Here is a 20,644-nt window from a genome sequence, read left to right on the forward strand (position 1 = left end):
CTAAATTGCGACCGCATTCCTGATATTACGAGTTTGCCTCCGCCCCCTACCGATATGATTACCGTATCCGACAAAGCCAAAGAAAAAGTGACGCGTCTGATGACCGATGCGCACCTGGACGAAACCTACCGCCTGCGCGCCTCAGTGGCAGGTGGCGGGTGCTCGGGCCTAAGCTACAAGCTGGACTTCGACAACGAAGTGCGCCCCATGGACCAGGAGTTCGAAGACAAGGGCGTGCGCGTGGTGGTCGACATGAAAAGCTTTCTCTACCTGGCCGGCACTGAGTTGGACTTCTCCGATGGGCTGAATGGTAAAGGCTTCCAGTTTAACAATCCTAACGCTTCGCGCGAGTGCGGCTGTGGCGAAAGCTTCTCTGTCTAAACCATAGAGTTAGGCATCAGTCGTTTTTCACGAAGCGACGCATCTGGCGGCCTGCGGCAGTGCGCAGTTCCAGAATGTATGTGCCGGCAGCTAGGCGGTGCACATCTACGGAGGGGTCGGCAGCGGCAGCATCGCCATGGTCGACCACTTGGCCTAGCGTGTTAAGCACCCGGTACGTACGGCTGCTGGCAGCGGGTACCGAGATGGTGATGCGGTCAGTAGTGGGATTAGGATACAGCGTTAGCTCGAGGGGCGCGTCGGTACCGGACACGCTCACTACCGGTGAGAAGGCCACGGTGCCGTCAAGGTCTACCTGGCGCAGACGGTAGTAAAGGCGGTTGGCGGGAGCTTTGGCATCGAGGGCAGTGTAATTGTGGGGCTGGCTGGTAGTGCCATTAGCCGCCACGCGCGCTACGAAAGAAAACGTCTGGCCGTCGAGGCTACGCTGAATTTCGAAGTAGTCGCTGTTCTTTTCGGTGGCCGTGGCCCAGGTTAGCCGCACGCTGCCGACTTGGCGGGCAGCCACGAAACGCACCAGTTCCACAGGCAAGGGGTTGGTATTGAGCGGTGTGCTAATGTCGGTGGCCAGAGTGAAATCTCCTAGCGGACCGGCCGGAAATGACCGCGAAGTAATGGTGGTGCCCCCCCCACCAGAGCCACCAATGTCCTTCCAGCGGGTGTCATCGTCAGGGTCAGCCATGGCAACGCGAAGCAAAATGGCATTCCCAGTCGTGACTCGGTCAGAAACATCGTAACTGAGCTGTATGGTGGCGCTACCCAGAACGCTGCTCGTGGTGCCAGTGCCCGTGTTATCGTTTTCCCGCACTACGTTGTAGTAGCGAATCTGCGACACACGTGCTAGCGTGGGCGGCAAGGCTCGCTGCGGTGAAGGAGCTTCGAATTGACGCGCGGTATAGCTCGCCGTACCTGGAACTACGTCCGTTACGGTGAACACAAGTGGGCGGTACTGCAGGTTTACGCCTAAGGGGAAAGCTACCGGGATGGTAGGAGTGGCAGTGTTGGTAACGGCCGGCAGGGTCAACGTATTAGAGTAGCTATTGGGGCCACCGCCCGTGAGGCCGCCACCGGGCAGCACCTCCAGCTTGTGCGTGCCTTGCACAAAGATGCGGCCGTTGGTGAGGGTCAGGCTGCTAACCTGCAAGTCCGTGGTGAGCTGCACCGTGGGAGGCGCAGAAGTAGTAGCAGTAGTACTATTGGGGCGGGCCATTGTAAGGGACTGCAGGGTGTTTTGGCCGGGTGCGAAGGCCAAAGGGCCAATCAAGCCGTTGCCAACAAAGTTGAGGCTGGAAGTAGGTGTGCCGGCAAACAGTGCAATAAGCGGGTCGCCCACGGTGAGAGTGCCCCGAATGGTGAGGGCTACATCATTGCCTAGCGCCAAGGTACCGGCCGACAGGTTTGTAGTAGTTACATCCAGGGGGTTGCCTGCTATCGTCAGGGTTTGTTCGAACCTATTCAAAGTCAGTGTTCCCAGTACGCCAGCGGTGCTGGAGAATGACACTGTGCCCACAGGGCTGGAGCTAGTTGAGGGGCCAATGACAAGGCCTGAAGTGGTAATACCACTTAGTTGGCCATTACCCACAGCACTCACGGTGCCATTCAAGAATAGGTTAGTGCCACCTCCAATGTTTAAGGTGCCGTTTTCAACCACGAAGGCATTGTTCACTGTCGTGGCGCTGGCTGTTGTGAGGGTAGCACCGGGGCGGTTGAGAGTGAAGTTGCGGAAGGGAGCATTGGCCCCGCCATTGACATAGATTGAACCAAGGGAACCTGTGCCGCCAATGCGAAAGTCGCCAGTTGTACCGCCGCGAATGAAGCCCGAATTGGTCGTAACAAGGGGGCCGTTTACGTTCAGCACGTACCCATTGTTAGTATTGCCAAGCACAAGGACGCCGCCACTCACCGTGAGGGTGCCGGTCACAGTAAGGTCGGCGGCCAGTGTGAGGGTACTACCGCTGTTAGTGCAGTTCAGCGTAAAATTTGTTAGCTGGGAAGTACCAGGGGTTAGCCGCAGAGTACCCACTGCGCCGGAGTTGGCTTTGGCGAACGACAAACTAGAAGTCGGGTCAACGGTAATCGTGCCGTTTCCGCCCACCGTTGCGTTGGCCCCAACAGGGAAGCTCAGCGTGGTGTTTTTATTCAGGGTCAGGACAGAGTTGTTACCCAGATTGTAGCCACCCCCGGAGCCGCTACCAAGTTCAATATTGGTGTTGTCCGCCAGGCTCAATCCCCTCTGGTTTGTAACGGATGATAAGCGAAACAGCTTGATGACGTTGCCGCCGCCGTCCAGCACCTGAGCGGAGCCGGAGCCGATGCTGGTAGCAATGAGGGCAATTCGGTCATTGGCTGTTAGAGGGTTAAAATTCACCGTGCCCGCTAGGGTGAGGTTGCCGGCCAGGCGGAGGATAGACGCCGAAGCTGGAGCCCCGACAAGGGTGGTGGTGAGGCCGGCGCTGCCCACCAGCAGGTTGCCGCGTACCACCATAGTTGTGTCGTCTAGCTGCTTGGTGGCATTGCGCAGAGTAAGGTTACCGTAACCAGGCGCGGCTAGCACTGGCACGGTGTAGGCCGTAGTCTGGGCAAACTCAATAGTGCTGGTGGCATTAACTGCCCCAAACGTTACGTCAGGAGCCGGATTGTTTTGAACCAACGTGGCTCCGCTGCTGAGGTCGAGGGTGCCCGTGTAGTTGGCCGTGGCCGGAACCACAAAAGAAGCATTGGGCTGCAGCACCGCTTTGGACTGGGCGCCTGACACGTTCCAGTCGATGGCAATAGTGCGAGCTGTACCACTAATGAAAAAGAATTGGTCGGGCGCCGAGAAGCTGCTTGGCTCAGCGCCACTGCCGTCGGGGTTTCTACCGAAGGTAGCAAGCTCGTTGAGGGCGCCACCTGCTTTAGTGTAGAAATTAATGCTCGTGAACGTAGTGAACCGAACATCCGAGCCATAGCTTACCTCTGTTCCGTTTATGGCATAAGCCACCACGTAGTAGGAAGCCCCGCCACTAAGGCCGGTCAGGCTGCTAGTGAAGCTGCCGCTGCCCACTGCACCGTCGGTAATTTGAATTACGCCGGCTCCGCCAATACGCGGGCTAAGCGCAGTGCTAAATAAAACACCTCGCTCGGTGGTGGGCGTGAGCCCGTTGCTGAGCACATTGCCACCCGAAGTAGCCGTGTTTACCAAGAGGTCGCTTATGGGGGCCGTCACCACAGCGGGCGAGGCAGAATTGCGCGGCGCGGCTACTTGAGCCTGAAAATCAGCTGCGTTGTCATCTGTATCCTTGAGGCCGCTTTCCTGCCGCGCCACCGAGTTAACCACCGAAGGTGCCGGAGCCGGGCCCGTGCCTTCAAAACCATTGGCAGTGCTACCGTACCCTACAAAATCAATAATGTTAGGCTTGTTAACGGGGTCGTCTTGCTGACCGTTAAGGGTGGCTTTGTTACGCACGAGGGCTACTTTGCCTGCCACTGTGTTTAGGTTAGCGCCAAACGCCAAATCAGCTTGAAAAGCTGCTGTTCCACCACCACTGCTTGTGCCTGCCCGAATCAAATAGTAACTATAAGCCCCAATAGTGGTGCCAGTCGGAATGCTAACTGGAGTCCATGTGGTGCCCGTTGAACCAGTATACTGCACCGAATACGCCGAAGCATCGATGGCAACCGCTGAGTTGTTGAACAGTTCGATGAAATCATGCTGGTAAAAGGAGCCACTATTACCCCCCCCTGCATAAACCTGGCTTATAACCAAACCTGGAGTAACGGTTTGGCTAAACCCAGGGAACGAAAGCACCATAAACAAGGCCAAGGTCAATGACATCCTACCAACCCTAAATTGTATTGTTAGAAGTTTATTCATTTGGTTTTAGATGGTAGAAATCTCAAAAATTAAAGCCATTACAAAATTAAAACAAGCGAAATTACTATCTATCTTATTACCTGCAATCGACTTACCATTGGTTTAATATTATTAAAATAAGATGTATTCGTTTAACCCTGATTCAGAGCGCAATTTGGAACAATACTGAGGAGAAAAAAAGTATTCTAAAATTATACTATTCAGAAACTATAACTAAACATAGCCCTAACCAGCTTGTGAACAGGTGAACATACCTAGTCAGGCACGCGCTCTTATCTACACCAACGACGAAGTAGGCAGCCGATTTGAATATAAAACAGATGGGAAAATCTGGCTTCCCGCGATTGTGTGGCTCGAGAACCTGTTTCGCTGCCGTGTGGCTTTTATGGTAGCTGCTAGAGCTCTGATGAAAAAGCAGGCCCCGCCGACCTGGCTACTAATACAGCCAAGTGGGCGGGGCTTCAACCTTAATAGTTTAGGTCCAGCGGCTCAGAAACTGAATGAATGCATCCTTGTACTGGTCGCCCACCGGAATGGTAACGGCGCCAATTTGCACGGTGAGGCGGCGCACGGCTTCAATTTTGTCGAGCGCTACGATGAACGAGCGGTGGATGCGCATGAAGCGCCGGACGGGCAGCTTCTCCTCCATGGCCTTGAGGCTCATGAGGGAGAGCAAGGCTCGGGGCGTGCTTTTGAGATGCACTTTGACGTAGTCCTTCAGTCCCTCTACATATAAGATGTCGCTCAGGGCCACCCGAACCAGTTGGTAGTCGGCTTTCAGGAATAAGTATTCCTCCTCCTCCGGTCCGTTGGAGGCCGGCGCGCTTGCGTGGTGTGCCGTGAGTTCGGCATAGGCGCGGGCCTTGCCGGCAGCCCTTAGGAATTCTTCGTAGTTGAAGGGCTTCACCAAGTAGTCGAGGGCATCGACGCGGTAGCCTTCCACCGCGTACTGGCTAAAAGCGGTGGTGAAAACGACCCGCGGACCACTGGGGCCCAGCACCCGGGCCAGCTCCAGGCCGGTAAGCTCCTGCATCTGAATGTCGAGGAAGGCCAAATCGACGGTGCCGGGGTTTTCGTGCAGGTACTTTAGGGCTTCGACAGCACTGCCAAACCGGCCCACCAGCTCCAGAAATGGGGTTTTCTGAACAAACGAGGCCACCAAGCCCAGAGCCAGGGGCTCGTCATCGACGGCGATGCATTTGAGGGGCGGCAAGGTGCTCATGCGACTTGTAAGGTTAGGTGCACCAGAAACTCGTTGGTGGGCGTGTGGTCGTCGACCATCAGATTGAACCGTCCGGGATAAAGCAAATCGAGGCGCCGCCGGGTGTTGGCTAGGCCAATGCCGTTGCTGCCCGTCAGGTCGGTGGAAGGCAACATCAGGCGGGTATTGCGTATTTCCAGCTCCACGGTTTGGGGTGCAGGCTGGCGTAGGGCAATGTAGATGTGGCTGGCCTGGGTGGCAGCCACGCCGTGCTTAAACGCGTTTTCGAGAAAGGGCAAGAGCAGCATGGGGGCCACCGGCACATCGCGCAGGGGGTCGGGGCGCTCGAAGGTGACCGTCACCCGGTCATCGAGCCGAAGCTGCATCAGGGTGATGTAGTCCTGCACGAACGCTACCTCCTGGCTAAGCAGGGTGAAACCACCGGCGGTGTCATAGAGCACGTAGCGCATCATGCGCGAGAGCCGGTGAATAGCGGTGCGGGCCTCTTCGCCGTCGAGCAGCGTGAGGGCGTAGATATTGTTGAGCGTGTTGAAGAAAAAGTGAGGATTAATTTGGGCCTTGAGCACCGACAGTTCGGAGCTGACGCGCTGCTGCTCCAGGCTCTGGCGTATTTGGGCATCTTTTTGCCACTTCTGCACCACCGTGATGCTGGTGGCAATGCCCTGCACGAACATGGTGATGAGCAGGCCCATGGAATCGAACCGCGGCCCGCTCTGGCGCAGGAGCCGGGGCCGGCCCGCCGCGGCCTCGAAGGCCTTGTCGAGCAGCTCGGGCAGGTTCAGAGCCGATTCCAGGAGCCGGCTGATGAGCACCACGGCAAGGGTGGTGCCCACGAGGGCCAGCACAAACCAGCCGTTGCGACCTTGGAAGAGAAGCTTCGGCACGCTCACCTTGGCGGTGAGGTAGAAGGAGGCCACCCACACGCAGAACATCAGCCCCTGTCTTAGCCAGAATTCCGGGGGCATGACGAGCCGGCCCGTGAGGGGTTGAAACAGCAAAAAAGTGAGTCCGAACAGCCCCCACACCAACACGTGAATGAGCGGCGAGAGATAAGGTCGGGGCGAAAGGGCGGCCATATAATGAGAGGGAGTCTAAACAAACTTAGCATATACCCGCACCCAAAGTCAGTCAAACCGACTGTGAGGGGAATTGTATCGACGGCGGGCAGCGATTTATCGGTCGGGCACAGCCCCTGGAAAGTGAACATCAAACTCCCCCTCCTCAGACGAGGAGGGGACGCTGGCGCGAAGCGTCAGCTGGGGTGGTTGAAGTCGTTGAACGAAGTAAGAATACCTCGCAAGGGAATCGTTCGGTTATCGTTCGCCCATCGTTCAACGACTTCAACCACCCCCGTCCAAGCCTGCGGCTCGAACATCCCCTCCTCAGCTGAGGAGGGGAGCTTGAAGTTCTCTCCTTCTTAAGTATGAACTTGCATCCATGATTCGCCCGCTACTGCTGTTGCTTGTGCTTTTTTCCGCTGCTCCCACCGCCCCGGCCCAGCCCCTCCCCGACTTCACCAAGTACCCCACCTACAATGGCCCCGACCTCGGCCTGACCTGGCGCGGTCCGCAGGCCACCCTGCGCGTGTGGGCCCCCACGGCCGAGGCCCTGCACCTTCGCCTCTACGCCAGTGGCACGGGCGGCACGCCCAAAGAAGAGTACGCCATGACGAAGGCTGAAGGTGGCACGTGGACCCACGCGCTGCCGGCCGGTAGCACCGGCTTCTACACGGTGCAGGCCACCATTAAAGGCACGAAGATGGCGGAAGTAGCCGACCCCTACGTGCACGCCTTGGGCGTGAACGGCCAGCGCGGCGCTGTTCTCAACCCCGCCGCGGTGCAGCCGCCCGGCTGGGCCGAGGACCTACGCCCAGCCCTGAAGCAACCCACCGACATTGTGATTGGCGAGATGCACGTGCGCGACCTGAGCATGCACCCGCAGTCGGGCATTCGGCACAAGGGCAAGTACCTGGGCGTTGCCCAACTCGGCACGCGCGGCCCAGGTGGCGTGGCCACCGGCCTCGAGCACTTGGTAGAGTTGGGCTTGACCCACGTGCACCTGCTGCCCACCAACGACTTCGCCTCCATCGACGAAAGCCTGCCCGCCAGCGCCAACCGCTACAACTGGGGCTACGACCCACTGCACTACTCCGTGCCCGAGGGCACCTACGCCACGGATGCTGCCGACCCGGCCGCCCGCATCCGCGAGTTCAAGCAAATGGTGGGCAACCTGCACAGCCAGGGCCTGCGCGTGGTGCTCGACGTGGTGTATAACCACACCGCCGATGCTGCCCGCAGCAGCTTCGAGCAGCTGGTGCCCGGCTATTACTACCGCCACAAGTCCGACGGCAGCCTGTCTGACGCCGCTGCCTGCGGCAACGAGGTAGCCTCAGAGCGGCCCATGGTGCGCAAGCTCATCGTCGAATCGGTGGCGTACTGGGCCAAGGAATACCACGCCGACGGCTTCCGTTTCGACCTGATGGGCATTCTCGACATCGAAACCATGCGCGCCGTGCGGGTGGCGCTCGACCTGCAGGACCACTCCATTTTCGTGTACGGCGAAGGGTGGACTGCCGGCCCCTCGCCCCTGCCCGAAGCCCGCCGCGCCGTGAAAGCCAATGTGGGCAAGCTGCCTCGCATCGCCGCCTTCGGCGACGAGCTGCGTGACGGCGTAAAGGGTCACTACGCCCACCAGACCAAGCCCGGCTTCGCCAGCGGCCACCCCGGCCTGGAAGAGAGCGTGAAGTTTGGCATTGTGGCCGCCACCCAGCATCCCCAGCTCGACTACGCGAAGGTGAATTACTCCAAAGTGCCCTGGGCCTCTTCGCCTTCGCAAGCCATCAACTACGTGGCCTGCCACGACGACCGGGTGCTCTGGGACAAGCTAGCCGTGGCCAACCCCGGGGCTTCGGAGGAAGAGCTGATTAAGATGGATTTGCTGAGCAACACCATTGTCTTCACTTCACAGGGCGTGCCGTTTTTGCCGGTGGGTGATGAATTTTTGCGTACCAAGGGCGGCTCACACAACTCCTATAACCAGCCCGACAGTGTGAACCAGCTCGACTGGGGCCGTAAGGCCAAGTACCAGTCGGTGTATGATTTTTATCGCCGCCTGATTGCGCTGCGGGCCGCGCATCCGGCCTTCCGCCTGCCCACCACGGAGCTAGTGCAGCGGCACCTCGAGTTTCTTCCCAACGTGCCCGCCGGCACCATAGCCTACCGCTTGAAAGACCACGCCGGCGGCGATACCTGGCAGAACATTGTGGTGATATTCAACGGCAACCGCACGCCGGCGAACGTGCCCATTCCCGATGGCAAGTACACAGTGGTGCTAAGCGGCGACCAACTCAAGGAAAAAGGCATTGGCCGGGTAGAGCAGGCCGGCGCGGCCTTGCAGGTGCCCGCCAGCTCAGCCATGATTTTGGTGCAGTAGCGTTGCGTCTAAGAGCCGGACAAGCCAGAAAATACTGATTGATGGCATCGTGAGGCGCGTGCCTTCCGTTAAGACAATCGAAACACACGCATCCTCTGTAATGAAAAACGTTGTCACCCTCACCCTCAATCCGGCCATCGACAAGAGCACCGTGGCTCCCCAGATAGTGCCGGACCATAAAATTCGCTGCTCAACCCCCAAGTTTGAAGCCGGCGGTGGCGGCATCAACGTGGCGCGCGCCCTCAAGCGCCTGGGCATCGATTCAAAAGCCGTGTTCACCGCCGGCGGCCCTCCCGGTGAAATCCTCCAACAGCTGCTGACCAACGAGGGCGTTGCCATACAGCCGGTGCGCACCGAGGCCTGGACCCGCGAAAACTTCATCGTAGTAGACGCCTCCAACAACCAGCAGTACCGCTTCGGAATGCCCGGCAGAGTGCTCCTCGAAGAAGAGCAGGAACAACTATTGGCTACACTGGCCGCGCTCAGCCCCGTTCCCGACGTGCTGGTAGCCAGCGGCAGCCTGCCGCCCGGTATGGAGCCCGAATTCATGGGCCGGATTGCTCATTGGGCCCGCAGTGTGGGAGCCAAGCTTATTGTCGACACGTCGGACAAGGCCTTGCAAAGCGCCGTGAACGAAGGCGTATTTCTGCTAAAGCCTAATCTGGGCGAACTGAGCCGCCTGGTGGGGACCGAAGCACTCGACACCGAATCGGCTGCCGATGCCGCCCGCTCCATTATCAACGCGGGCAAATGTGAAATCGTAGTAGTGTCGTTGGGAGCCAACGGCGCCTACCTCGTCACTAAAGACGAGGAAGAGCACATTGCGGCGCCTTGTGTGAAGAAGCGCAGCACCGTAGGGGCCGGCGACAGCATGGTGGCCGGCATGGTGTTCGCCCTCTGCCAGGGCCGCCCCGTGCGCGAAGCCGTGCGCCTGGGCGTGGCCTGCGGCTCGGCGGCTACCATGAACTCCGGTACCGAGCTATTTCATCAAGATGACGCGGAAAAGCTGTTTCAGTGGCTGCTGCGCCGGATGCCGCAGACGGTTATGATGTCGTAGCCTCACCGAAGCAGGCGTTCTGCTGAGCTGTTCACCTTGCTGAAATTGTAAATGATTCGACACTTCTTTTTGAACGTCATAGTGATTTGAACGTCATGCTGAGCGCAGCCGAAGCATCTCGCTCGCTTCGTTGAATCGTCTGTCATGCTGAGCTTGCGAAGCATCCTCTCACGCCACAACGATTCGTTCAGCGGCGATAAGATGCTTCCTTCGTCAGCATGACAGACGATTGAGTCACTTGCCCGCGCAAGATGCTTCGGCTGCGCTCAGCATGACGTTGTAGACAGTTTACCATTATTGAAATGAAAATTTAGCCCTTTCATTTTGAAAAAATTCACCCCCGCTGAGCCCTGTGCTCGGCGGGGATTTTTTGTTTAATAATCTCAATATCAACCAATAGGCACCGTATCCGAAAATTAATCACCGAAACGGCACTGGTATTGGCATAGTGTGGAAGTCACCAAACACACGCTGCCATGGACATCCTTAACAACCTAACCAAAGCTGCTAAGGGCTTTTTCATCGAAAACGATGGACAAGCTCCAGCCGAAGCCGCTACTCAGGCGCCCCAGCCGCTTCCGGCTCAGCCAGCGGCAAGCGCGGCGCCGCAACCGGCCGGTTCGGCGACGCCCGTCACGCAGGCCGAGCAACGGCACCTCGACCACATCGCCACCCTGCTAGCCGGCGACGGCAAAGACTTCGGCACCTACACCAAGATGGTGGGCAGCATGGCCAGCAGTGGCCTCACCGGTCCCCTGCTCTACCAGACGGCCTTCAATGCCTTCGCCGCCCTCACCGGGGTAGACCGCCCCACGCTGCTGGCTTCTGCCGAGCAGCTGGCCCACAAGCTGGCCGACGACCGCGCCAAGGTGCTGCAGCGCCACCGCGAAAAACTTGGCGAAACGCCCGATGCCAAAGCCCCACCCGGCCCACTGGCACTATTGCAACAGCGCGAAAACCAGCTGCAAGCCGAAGTAGCAAGCCTCACCCAGCAGCTAACCGCCAAAAGCCAGCAACTGCGCGAACTCCAACAGCAAGCGCAGGCCGAACGCCAGAAAACGCAAGCTGCGCTGGCCTCCTACGAACTGGCCAACGCCGCCGCCGCCGCCGAGCTGCAGGCCCACAGCCAGGCCGCCCAGAATTTCCTCAACCCCTCTCCTTCCACCAAGCCTCAAACTGCTTAAAGCCATGAATACGCTACTAACTACTTCTGACAACGACACCGGGCTGCCCAAGTGGCAAAAGCCCGAAAAGGTGGCCGGCCGCTTGGTGCTGGTGGGCCTGGCGGGTACCGCCGTGTACTACTGGGGCGTGATTCTACCCTTTCTGGTGGACATGGTCTTCAACAGCGTGAAGCTGGGCATTGGGCTGGGCGTACTATTTGTGCTGTTTTTGCTGGTCACGAACAAGCGCATTCACGCCGGGCTATGGTACGCCGGACAGCGCGTGCTACGCACCATAGCGGGCATTTTTGTGAACACCGACCCCATCGGCATCATGCAGGACTACATCAAAAACACCGAGCAGGAAGCCCGGAAGATGGACGCCGAAGTGACCAACATCGAAGGCGCGCACGAACTGGTGAAACGCAAGCTGACCGCCAACACCACCCAGATGAAAGAGTACCTGGCCCTGGCCAACTCTGCCACCCGCCAGGGAGAAAAGGACATGGCCGAGAGCTACGCCAGCCGCGCCGCGCAACTGGAAGACTACAACCGCCGCCTGCAGCCCATGGCCACTACCACGGCCAACGTCTCGGTGGTGATGCGCCAGATTCTTAAAGCCGCCCTGCGCCAAATCGACGGCAGCAAGTTCAAGGTCAACCTCTTGAAGGACGAATACGAGCTAGTGAAACGCACCAGCTCGGGCATGCGCGCCGCCATGAACATCCTGCGCGGCGACCCCGACAAGAAGTACTTCTTCGACCTCGCCACCGACCGCGTGGCCCAGGACATGGCCCAACAACTCGGCCAAATCAAGCAGGCCATGCGCTACTCGCAGGAGTTCGTGAAGGAAATGGACATCCAGAACGGCGTGATGAGCGAGAAGGGCCAACGCCTGCTCACCAAGTACCAAAACGGCGATTTCAACGCCGTGCTCAACGAAAAGCCGCAAGCCCAGCAATCCTACGCCGCAACCAAGAAAGCCTCCGATGATGCCTATTCTAGCCTGCTTGATTAGCCTGTTGGCGGCCTGCTGCGTGGTGAATTGGCTGCTGTAGCGCGGACTTTTAGTCCGCGAGCCACCATGCCCAACGAGCAATAAACAACCTCTTAAATCTAATCGCGGACTAAAAGTCCGCGCTACATAAAATGACTACACGTGGTAAAATCGTAATCGGCCTGCTCATTGTAGCCGCCCTTTACTTTGGCATCAATAAACTGATAGCCAGCGGAATCGTATTCAAAAAAGCTGAAACTGAATCGGTGCTACTCAACTCGATTGAGCTGCCCGCGGCCACCGGTGGCAACCGCGCCAACATTGTGGTGCCGCTGGCGCCCTTGCCCAGCACCGCTCCCGCCGACAAGGGCACCAAACTGGTGTGGGAAGTGATGGCCTGGAACAGCCAGATGGCCGGCATGCTGGCCAATGGCGGCCCGCGCAGCACTATGGGCTCCGCCATGGCCGCCAACGGCATCGACATGCAGATTGTGCGCCAGGACGACGTGAGCAAAATGCAGGCAGACCTAGTGAAAAATGCCCTCGACCTGCAAAACAACCCGGAAACGCCGGGCCTGATTGTGAGCATCATGGGCGACGGTCTGCCCGCCTTCTCGGCCGTGCAAACGCAGTTGCAGAGGGCCGGCACCAGCCTGCAAATCATCCCCTACTCGGTGGGCAAGTCCTTTGGTGAAGACAAGCTGATGGGCCCGAAAGAGTGGCTCGACAACCCCAAAAGCGCCCTGGGCAAAACCATTGCCTGCTACCTGCGCGACGGCGACCAGAACATCGCCCTGAAGTGGTGCGCCGACAACGGTCTGAAAGTGAACCCCGACGAAACCACCTACGACCCCGAAGCCGTGAACTTCATGGCAGCCTCAGACTTCTTGGTGGCGGCCGAAAAGTACATTCTCGGCAAGCCCGAAGAGCGTACCAAAGTGGTGAATGGCAAGAATACCGGCGTAAAAATAGACGTGGTGGCCGACGCCGTAGCGACTTGGACACCCGGCGACGTGAACATCGCCAAGCAGCGCGGCGGCCTCGTCAACATCGTGTCGACCAAGGACTACTCGAACCAGATGCCCAATATTATGGTCACGACCAAGCGTTGGTACGACGCTCAACCCAAGGAAGTGCTGGGCCTGATGACGGCCTTCGCCGTGGCCGGCGACCAGGTGAAATCGCACCCCGAAGCCCTGACCCGCGCCGCCGACATCTCGGCCACCGTGTACGGCGACCAGGACAAGCCCGGCGCCTACTGGCTGAAGTACTACAAGGGCGTGAGCGAGGCCGACCGCAACGGCGAAGTAGTGGAGCTGGGCGGCAGCAAAGCCTTCAACTTCAGCGACAACCTCAACCTGTTCGGCCTCGACCAGGGCGGCACCAACATCTACGCCGCCGTGTACAAAACCTTCGGCGACGTGCAAAGCAAGCTCTACCCCAAAGAGCTGCCCAGCTACGTGCCCCTCGACCAAATGCTGGACCTGACGCCCCTAAAGAAGCTGCAGGCCCAATACAAAAGCAAAACCGTGGCCGCAGCCGAAACCCAGAAGTTTGCCGCCGACGATGAAATCCGCCGCAGTGTGAGCAAGCGGGCCTGGAACATCGAGTTCAACAGCGGCAAGAGCACCTTCACCCCCGCCGCCGAGCGCCATCTCAAGCAGCTCTTCGATGACTTGGTGGTAGCCGGCCGCCTCAAAGTAGCCGTGCACGGCCACACCGATAACACCGGCGACCCACAAGCCAACCAGCAACTCTCCGAAGACCGCGCCATGGCCGTGGAGCGCTGGCTGGAAGCCAAAAGCAGCAGCGCCTTCCCCGAGGGCCGCGTGCAGGTGTACGCCCACGGCGCCTCCGAGCCGGTAGCCAGCAACACCACCCCAGACGGCAAAGCAAAAAATCGCCGAGTGGAGATTGTGCTGGGCAATTAACCGAAGCATCTGAGCTTCTTTAAAAAGCCCATAATAACGTCATGCAGAGCGCAGCGAAGCATCTTGCCCGCTTCGTTGCAATGAATTACTCCCGAGGTAAAGATGCTTCGCTGCGCTCTGCATGACGTTCATTAATTATCCACTCATTGCCATGAAGACCCTCTTCGCCCCCAATGCCCAACCGCGCCGCCTGGTATTCACCACCATGGTGGCCGGCCAAGTGTGCGTGCTGCTGCTGCTATGGCTGTTCTACCCCATGCAGCTGTTCCCCAGCCTGGGCGAAGTTCTCCGCTCGCTGTCTGACCTCATCACCACCCAAGGCCTCATTCCGGAGCTGTGGGCAAGCATGACCACAGCCCTGCAAGCCCTGGCCATTGCCACGGTGCTGGCGCTGGGCATCTCCTACCTCACGGCGCTGCCCTTCTTCCGGCCCATTGCCTACGCCGCCTCCAAAATGCGCTACCTCACCCTGACCGGCCTAACCTTCTTCATGGCCCTGATGGTCAGCTCCGGGCACCAGGTGAAGCTTTCGGTGCTCATTTTCGGGGCCACGGTGTACCTGGTCACGGGCATGACGAGCGTGATTCTGACCACCACGCAGGAGGAAATGGACCACGCCCGCACCCTGGGCATGGGCGAGTGGCGCAGCTTCTGGGAAGTGGTGGTGCTAGGCAAGCTCGACGAAATGCTGGAAGTGGTGCGCCAAAACTTCGCCATCATCTGGACCATGATTACGCTGGTCGAAACGCTCTACCAGTCCGAAGGCGGCATCGGCCTGCTGCTCTACAAGCAAAACCGCTACCTGCACCTGGATGGCGTGCTGGCCATTCAACTCGTGATTTTGGTGACTGGCGCGGTGCAAGACTATGCGTTTGTGCTGCTGCGGAGGGTGTTTTTTCCTTACTCGACCTTGAGCCAAGCCTGACGTCGGGACCCCACCCCCCGGCCCCCTTCCCTCCCGGAGAGGGGGAGCCAGACGATTATTCTCATCAATCACTTTTTCTCGCCTGCGCCACCTAGGCTCCCCCTCTCCCGGAGGGGAGGGGGCCGGGGGGTGGGGTGAACGTTCCGCCATGACCACCCACTCCTACAAAGACCCCGTCCTCACCCTCTCGGGCGTCTCCATGTCCTTCAACAATGAGTTGGTCCTCCGCGACATCAACGCCCAAATCCTCGACGTGACCCGCCCCAACATGCACCAGGGCCAGGTAGTGGGTTTCTATGGCCGCTCGGGCATCGGCAAATCCGTCTTGTGCCGCATCATGGCCGGGCTGATTCCGCCCACCGCCGGCACCGTGGAAGTGGGCCTGGCCCAGCAAACCGTGGCGCCCGGCATGGTGGGCTTCGTGCAGCAGCGCTACCCGCTGTTCGACCACCGCACGCTTTACGACAACCTGCTGGTGGCCGCCGAGCGCAAACATGCCCACGCCGAAGCCTGCCAGCACGTCGAAACCTACCTGGAGCGGTTCTGCCTCGCGCCGCACCGCAAAAAGTACCCGGCCCACCTCTCGGGCGGGCAGCGCCAGCGGGCCGCCATTGCCCAGCAGCTGCTCTGCTCCGACCACCTCATTCTGCTCGATGAGCCCTTTTCCGGCCTCGACGTGGCCATGATTGACGAGATGAAACGCATCATTCACGAAGTGACGACCATGGACGAGCTAAACACCGTCATCATCGTCTCGCACGACATCGTGACCACCACCGCCCTGGCCGACCGCCTCTGGCTCCTAGGCTACGAACACGACGCGGCCGGTGCCCTCGTGCCGGGCGCCACCATCAGCCCCCAGCACCAATACAACCTCGCCGAAATGGGCCTCGCCTGGCACGAAAACGTGGAAGCCGAACCGGAATTTGCCCAGTTTGTGGAGCATATTAAAAACGAGATTCGGGGGAGTTAGGGTTGTCAGAACGTCATGCTGAGCTCGTCGAAGCATCTCTACTGCGAGAGTAAAACTATCGAATGGAGTTACTGCTGCAGTAGAGATGCTCCGACAAGCTCAGCATGACCGTTTTGATATTTTGCCCTGTACCTACTTCACTGCAGTAGATTTACCCAGTATTTGGTTTGAATTTAGGAGATAAATGAGGGACACAAACGAAGGAATGGTGGAGCTTCTTGATGCCCTGAGAGAAAATGGCTTCTACGGCTGTAAAGCCAGTATTACGTTGGGCAATGAGAAGGTAAAGGTCAAATTCGGCACCAATGAACGAGGCTGGATTATGTTAAAAAAGCTTCTGTCATTCCAACCATTTGAGAACGTCTCTTTTGGCAAATACCGCTATTATTTCACTAGCAGCTATCGACAAAATGGTGAAGATGTATTAGCTGGAATTCGAGTTGAGCAAGGGCAGCGACACAAAAGGTTCGAATTAGAACTGACCAAGGAATTGAACGCAAATCTGATATGGCTCATCCTTAGAAAGGATAAAACGGAAGTCGCACATTTGATAATTGAAGTTGACTAACCAGAGCAAAAGCCTGCAAGGACTTTAATTAAATTCCCCAAGCTATTTAGCTTTTTCAAGTTCTACTATGCCCACCGGTACCCTGCTCATCATTGACGACGAAGCGCGATTGCGCCAGCTGCTGGCCCAGGTTCTGGAGCTGGAAGGCTACACCGTGCTGCAAGCGCCCGATGCCCACCGCGGCCTGGAGGTACTGCAGCAGCATGCCGACGACATCCTGCTGGTGCTCTCCGATGTGAAGCTGCCCGACGGCCACGGCGTGGACCTGCTGCCCCGCTACAAAGCCATCGCGCCCGATGCCGAAGTGGTGCTGCTCACCGCCTTTGGCACCATCCCCGATGGCGTGAAGGCCATGAAGCTCGGCGCCTTCGACTACCTCACCAAGGGCGATTTTGAGCAGCAGCTGGTGGTGGTGGTGGACCGCGCCGCCGAAAAAGCCCGCCTCCGCAAGCGCGTCACGGAGCTGGAGCGCCGCATGGGCCAGCAGCACCGCTTCGAGTCCATGATAGGCGACTCCGTGGAGCTGAAGCGGGTGCAGAAACTGGCGCAGCAAGTAGCGCCCACCGACAGCACCGTGCTGCTGGAAGGCCCCACCGGCAGCGGCAAGGAGCTTTTTGCTCAGGCCATTCACCAGGCCAGCGGGCGCAAGAGCAAGAATTTCGTGGCCGTGAACTGCAGCGCCTTCCCCAAAGATTTGCTCGAATCGGAGCTTTTTGGCTACAAAAAAGGCGCCTTTACGGGTGCCCTGACCGACAAGAAAGGCCTGCTGGAAGAAGCCAACGGCGGCACGTTGTTCTTGGACGAAATCGGCGAGCTGGAGCTCAACGTGCAGGCCAAGTTCCTGCGGGTGCTCGAGATGCAGCAGTTCACCAAGCTCGGCGACACCAAGCCCACCAACGTGAACGTGCGCCTGGTGGCCGCCACCAACCGCAACCTCAAGCAGGAAGCCACCGAAGGCCGTTTCCGCCCCGACTTGTACTACCGCCTCTCGGTGTTCACCATCAACGTGCCGCCCCTCAAAGACCGGCCCGCCGACGTGGCGCCCCTGGCCCAGCACTTCCTGCAGGACTTCGCCGCCAAGCTCAGCAAGCGCCTCCCCGGCCTTGAGCCCGACTGCCTGACCATGCTGCAGCGCTACCCCTGGCCCGGCAATGTGCGCGAGCTGAAAAACGTGCTCGAGCGCGCCGCCATCCTCGCGCCCGCCGGCGAGCCCCTGGCCGCCGACTTCCTCCCCGACGAATTCCACGCCCTGGGCCGCCCGCCCAAGCCCGGCACCGATGCCGCCGACGAAAGCCTGCGCGCCATGGAAGCCCGCCACATTGGCAAGCTCATGGGCGAGCAGGAAGGTAACAAGCCAGAAGTAGCCAAGCGGCTAGGCATCGGCCTCACCACCCTGTACCGAAAATTGCAGGAGTACGGGCTAGAAGCATAGCCACGTGTAGCGCGGTCGTACCCGGAGGGACTTTTAGTCCGCGAGTGAATAATTCCACAACGCTTCACTCGCGGACTAAAAGTCCGCGCTACACCCGGAGACACCAGTAAAGCATCCCCGAAATGTCCTTAAAACTCAAAATCCGCCTCAGCATCTTCCTGCTGCTCCTGCTGCTGCTGGGCCTGGGTGGCGCTGCTTTCTTCACCATCAACTACCTGGAGGAAGGCGGGCATACCCTGGAGCCGTCCGACTTCAACATGGCGCGCAGCACCGTGCTGGCCTTCCTGGGCGCCGGCACGGCCGTCGGCATCACCATGATGGTGCGGCTGCCGCGTATCGTGGTGCGCCCCCTCTACCGCCTCACCGCCGACATGGAACGGGTGGCCGGCCCCGGCCCCACCAACCGCGTGGGCGTGGGCCGGCACGACGAAGTAGGCACCATTGCCGCGGCCGTCAACCACGTGCTGAGCCAGGCGCAGGACGAACGCCACGCCATCCTGGCCGAGCTATTCACCGAGCGCATCCGCATGGACAGCCTCGTGCGCAGCCTCGACGAAGGCCTGCTGCTGCTGGACGAGCAAAAAACCATCGTATTAGCCAACCCCGTGGCCTGCGACCTGCTCGGCCTCTCCCCCACCGACCTAGTGGGCAAATCGGCGGAAGCCGTAGCGGCCAAGCATGAGAAGTTTCGCGAGCTGCTGGTGCCCCTGGCCGAAGCCAACCTCTCCAACGACGACGTACCGGACCCGGTGTTTGATTTTCCGCATAAGGGCAGCTCCCCGCATTTTCAGCTCAGCATCAGCCCCGTCGAAAACACCCGCCACCCCCCGGGCGCCCCCTCCAGCCCGGCTGGCCACATTTTCTGCCTGCGCAACGTTTCGGACTTCAAGAAGCTCGACGAGCTGAAGTCCTCCTTCCTCGCCACCATTTCGCACGAGCTGAAAACGCCCCTGGCCAGCATCAAGCTAAGCCTCATGCTGCTGCAAAACGACCGGACCAACGCCGCCGAGCGCCAGCGCTTGGCCACCGGCATCGCCGAGGAAACCCAACGCCTGCTCAACATGGTGGGCCAGCTCATCGACGTGGCCCGCCTCGATGCCGGTGCCGGCATCAAGCTCAATCCTGAACCCATGCAGCTGGGCGAAGTCATCCGCTACGCCCTCCAAACCGTGCACCCCCAGCTTCACGACAAGCAGCTGCAGCTCGATGTGCAAATACCCGACTGCGTGCCCACCATCCACGCCGACGTCGAAAAAACCTCCTGGGTGCTCATCAACCTCCTTTCCAACGCTATTCGCTATTCCCCCACGGGTGCTCCACTAGTTATTCGCGTAGTGCAGTGGGGCGAAATGGTGCGCGTGAGCGTGGAAGACTGCGGCCCCGGCATCCCAACTGAGTACCACAAGCGTATTTTCCAGCGCTTCGCCGGCGGCCCCAGCCACACCACGCAAGGCGGCAGCTCGGGGCTGGGACTAAGTATTTCGCGGGAGTTCATCATCGCACAAGGCGGCCAGCTGTGGGTAGAAAGCCAGCCCGAAAAGGGCAGCTGCTTTCTATTTACCCTACCAATAAGCGCCTAAAGCAGTTTAATAGAACGATGCAGAGACGCGACACTTTGCGTCTCCGGGACCGCGCCATTAGGCTTGCATTCGGCCATCCTCGTTCAACGCCGAGACGCGAAGTGTGGCGTCTCTACATGCCTATTCCGGTTGTTTGTTGGCTTTGTGCGTAAACGCAGCTGTTGCGGGTGCTTCCACTCAGCAACTCAACAAATTCCATGAAACCTATAGTTAGTCATTACCATGCATAAGTTCACCGTCGAGCGCCTATCCTTTAGCTCATTATCAGAATTGCCAAACTCCTGGCAGAATGCAGATTATAAAGAGCTTCTTAAGAAGATGAATTATGATAATCCGGATGAAATAAAAGAAGCCGAATTAAAAGAAATGTGCCTCATGTCGTTCACAGATATGGAGCCCCGCGAAGCCGCCGAAATTGTGTTGACCTATTTATTTCCTGAGGAATTAAATGCGGGTCAAACAGAGAATTTGGGCCATCAAATGCTCACGGAAAAACTCTGGGAAGAAAACCCGGAGTTGCCGCTGCACAAAGGCTTTTACAAAGCCACCGAATTGCTGCACACTGCCTATAACGGCACTTTTCCCCGCACGCAGGCCGTGCAGTTTCAAGTAAAATGCACCGCTGAAAACCCGGAGGATATTTCCATTCTGACAGAGTCTCCTGCTGCTCCGCTAATGCGACTCTTAGCCCAGGGCATGGATGATAAGGCACTAGTAAACCGGTTGTTCACCACGCAATTAGAAGGCAACAAATTCACCGAAGCAGAGTCCATGCTTTGGGAATTAAACATTATCAATACCGAAGCTAATTCGGTCACTTTTGAAGTGGTTAGTTCTGCTTACTGGCTCGATGATTTCAAGTATGCCGACACCTACGAAGCCACTACTCACGCCGACGCCGCGAGCGAAGTAGAAGAATAATAATCTGCTCAAACAACACTCTAAATAAGGAAGTCATACAGAGCGCAGCCAAACTGCCGGTCGCCGGAGGCAAGCGTCCCGCGTTCAGCAGTAATCCAAATTGTCTGTCATGCTGAGCTTGCGAAGCATCCTCTCACGCCTCAACGATTCGTTCCGCGTGGATAAGATGCTTCCTTCGTCAGCATGACAGA

15 protein-coding genes are annotated in these 20,644 nt (G+C 58.5%); 12 read left to right on the plus strand and 3 right to left on the minus strand.

Annotated elements, in window-relative coordinates:
• Nucleotides 1-54: 54 nt before the first annotated feature.
• A complete protein-coding gene (locus ACP7AJ_RS18160; RefSeq protein WP_426061617.1) occupies nt 55-381 on the plus strand; it encodes a HesB/IscA family protein in 327 nt (108 codons plus the stop codon).
• A gap of 16 nt (nt 382-397) precedes the next feature.
• On the opposite strand, the gene ACP7AJ_RS18165 is transcribed toward ACP7AJ_RS18160, so the two are convergent.
• The 3 genes from ACP7AJ_RS18165 to ACP7AJ_RS18175 all read right to left on the minus strand — a co-directional run bounded on the left by ACP7AJ_RS18165 (nt 398) and on the right by ACP7AJ_RS18175 (nt 6,550).
• Nucleotides 398-4,252: a T9SS type A sorting domain-containing protein gene (locus ACP7AJ_RS18165; protein WP_426061618.1), complete on the minus strand. Its 3,855-nt coding sequence runs from the start codon at nt 4,250-4,252 to the stop codon at nt 398-400.
• Between the two features lie 475 nt (nt 4,253-4,727).
• Nucleotides 4,728-5,474, minus strand: coding sequence for a LytR/AlgR family response regulator transcription factor (locus tag ACP7AJ_RS18170; protein WP_426061619.1), 747 nt, complete (start codon nt 5,472-5,474; stop codon nt 4,728-4,730).
• Nucleotides 5,471-6,550 carry a sensor histidine kinase gene (locus tag ACP7AJ_RS18175; RefSeq protein ID WP_426061620.1) on the minus strand — a complete coding sequence of 360 codons (1,080 nt, stop codon included), beginning with the start codon at nt 6,548-6,550 and terminating at the stop codon, nt 5,471-5,473. The genes ACP7AJ_RS18170 and ACP7AJ_RS18175 overlap by 4 nt, the downstream gene beginning before the upstream one ends.
• A gap of 361 nt (nt 6,551-6,911) precedes the next feature.
• Here ACP7AJ_RS18175 and pulA point away from each other — a divergent pair, with 361 nt between their 5' ends.
• The 11 genes from pulA to ACP7AJ_RS18230 all read left to right on the plus strand — a co-directional run bounded on the left by pulA (nt 6,912) and on the right by ACP7AJ_RS18230 (nt 20,453).
• Complete coding sequence (gene pulA / locus ACP7AJ_RS18180) at nt 6,912-8,906, plus strand: type I pullulanase (RefSeq protein ID WP_426061621.1); 1,995 nt, start codon at nt 6,912-6,914, stop codon at nt 8,904-8,906.
• Between the two features lie 100 nt (nt 8,907-9,006).
• A complete protein-coding gene (locus ACP7AJ_RS18185; RefSeq protein WP_426061622.1) occupies nt 9,007-9,963 on the plus strand; it encodes a 1-phosphofructokinase family hexose kinase in 957 nt (318 codons plus the stop codon).
• A 476-nt stretch (nt 9,964-10,439) separates the two neighbouring features.
• A complete protein-coding gene (locus ACP7AJ_RS18190; protein WP_426061623.1) occupies nt 10,440-11,147 on the plus strand; it encodes a hypothetical protein in 708 nt (235 codons plus the stop codon).
• Nucleotides 11,148-11,151: 4 nt separating this feature from the next.
• Nucleotides 11,152-12,144, plus strand: a complete 993-nt coding sequence (locus ACP7AJ_RS18195; RefSeq protein ID WP_426061624.1) for a hypothetical protein — start codon at nt 11,152-11,154, stop codon at nt 12,142-12,144.
• A gap of 131 nt (nt 12,145-12,275) precedes the next feature.
• The gene (locus ACP7AJ_RS18200) at nt 12,276-14,054 is read left to right on the plus strand and encodes an OmpA family protein (protein WP_426061625.1); all 1,779 of its coding nucleotides are present in this window, start codon (nt 12,276-12,278) and stop codon (nt 14,052-14,054) included.
• Nucleotides 14,055-14,205: 151 nt separating this feature from the next.
• Complete coding sequence (locus ACP7AJ_RS18205) at nt 14,206-14,979, plus strand: ABC transporter permease (protein WP_426061626.1); 774 nt, start codon at nt 14,206-14,208, stop codon at nt 14,977-14,979.
• Between the two features lie 148 nt (nt 14,980-15,127).
• Nucleotides 15,128-15,952, plus strand: coding sequence for an ATP-binding cassette domain-containing protein (locus ACP7AJ_RS18210; RefSeq protein WP_426061627.1), 825 nt, complete (start codon nt 15,128-15,130; stop codon nt 15,950-15,952).
• A gap of 184 nt (nt 15,953-16,136) precedes the next feature.
• Nucleotides 16,137-16,520, plus strand: coding sequence for a hypothetical protein (locus ACP7AJ_RS18215; RefSeq protein WP_426061628.1), 384 nt, complete (start codon nt 16,137-16,139; stop codon nt 16,518-16,520).
• A gap of 67 nt (nt 16,521-16,587) precedes the next feature.
• Nucleotides 16,588-17,952, plus strand: a complete 1,365-nt coding sequence (locus ACP7AJ_RS18220) for a sigma-54-dependent transcriptional regulator (RefSeq protein ID WP_426061629.1) — start codon at nt 16,588-16,590, stop codon at nt 17,950-17,952.
• 122 nt (nt 17,953-18,074) lie between these two features.
• The gene (locus tag ACP7AJ_RS18225) at nt 18,075-19,532 is read left to right on the plus strand and encodes an ATP-binding protein (protein WP_426061630.1); all 1,458 of its coding nucleotides are present in this window, start codon (nt 18,075-18,077) and stop codon (nt 19,530-19,532) included.
• 222 nt (nt 19,533-19,754) lie between these two features.
• Nucleotides 19,755-20,453 carry a hypothetical protein gene (locus ACP7AJ_RS18230; RefSeq protein ID WP_426061631.1) on the plus strand — a complete coding sequence of 233 codons (699 nt, stop codon included), beginning with the start codon at nt 19,755-19,757 and terminating at the stop codon, nt 20,451-20,453.
• The last annotated feature ends 191 nt before the right edge of the window (nt 20,454-20,644 follow it).

The organism is Hymenobacter sp. B1770 (assembly GCF_049896385.1).
GTDB lineage: Bacteria > Bacteroidota > Bacteroidia > Cytophagales > Hymenobacteraceae > Hymenobacter.